The organism is Arhodomonas sp. KWT, assembly GCF_010993615.1.
Map to the genome: position 1 here is coordinate 1 of NZ_WNXE01000720.1, position 850 is coordinate 850.

Genomic DNA, 850 nt, shown 5'->3' on the forward strand with positions numbered 1-850 from the left:
GCCCATGACCACGTCGTGGGAGAGGGTGGCGGCACGGGCGCGATCCAGCGCGGCGCCGATGTCGAAGAGCTCGCCGACGAACTCCTCCAGCTCCGGGCCCAGCTCCAGCAGCAGTGCGCTGGTGTCGGTGGCCGAAAGCGGTTCGCCGCGGCGGTAACGCAGCAGACGGGTGGCGAGCTCGGGCGCCCGGGCGGCGAGGCGGTCACGGAACAGGGCGTCCAGCCGGGCGAGGCCGCCGGGCTGCTGGAGGGCCTCGAAGCTCAGGCCGAAGCGCTCGAGTGCGGAGTCGAGATTCATGAGTCAGTCGGATCGCTGTGGCAGTTGATTCGGGATCGCGACGCGGGGCCGCGGCAGGATGCAAGGATGCGGGGCCGCCGTCGTCCCATCAAGTCAATCCGTGTGCGGTTTTTGCCGGGCCACGGCACGGACGTCACCGCGGGCGCCGCCCCGGGACAGTGAAGCCGGGCTGATATACTGCCACGCTTTGCCCGGTGCATCCCCCCGGCAGCCGCGGGCTGGCGGGGCCGGGCGCGGCGTGAAGGCGGGGGCGATGGAAGGCAGACGGATACGTGCGCAGGCACGGCGTCGCCGGCGGCGCGGGGTAGCTGGCACGGCGCTGGGGCTGGCGATGGCGTCCGCCGGCGTGCATGCCTTCGTGCCCGTGGTACCGATCGCGCTCGCCGGTGTGCTCACCTGGCTGGCGGGGGTCCTGCTGTGGCCGGATGTGGCCCCGCGCACCCGCCGTCAGGTACTCGCCCTGCTCGTCGCCGGGGGCGCCGGGCTGGTGTGGGCCGCGGCCAACGGTGAGCCGCTGGCCTGGGGACGGGCGCTGGCGGGCAACGCCGCACTC

At 73.9% G+C, this 850-nt stretch carries 2 protein-coding genes; one reads left to right on the forward strand and one right to left on the reverse strand.

Features of this window, described 5'->3' with window-relative positions; all coding sequences use genetic code 11:
• Positions 1 to 297: hypothetical protein (locus G7A99_RS21970; RefSeq protein WP_163144099.1), on the reverse strand; the 297-nt coding region annotated here is incomplete at its 3' end.
• 253 nt (positions 298 to 550) lie between these two features.
• On the opposite strand from G7A99_RS21970, the gene G7A99_RS21975 reads away from it, so the two are divergent.
• Positions 551 to 850: hypothetical protein (locus G7A99_RS21975; protein ID WP_205600000.1), on the forward strand; the 300-nt coding region annotated here is incomplete at its 3' end.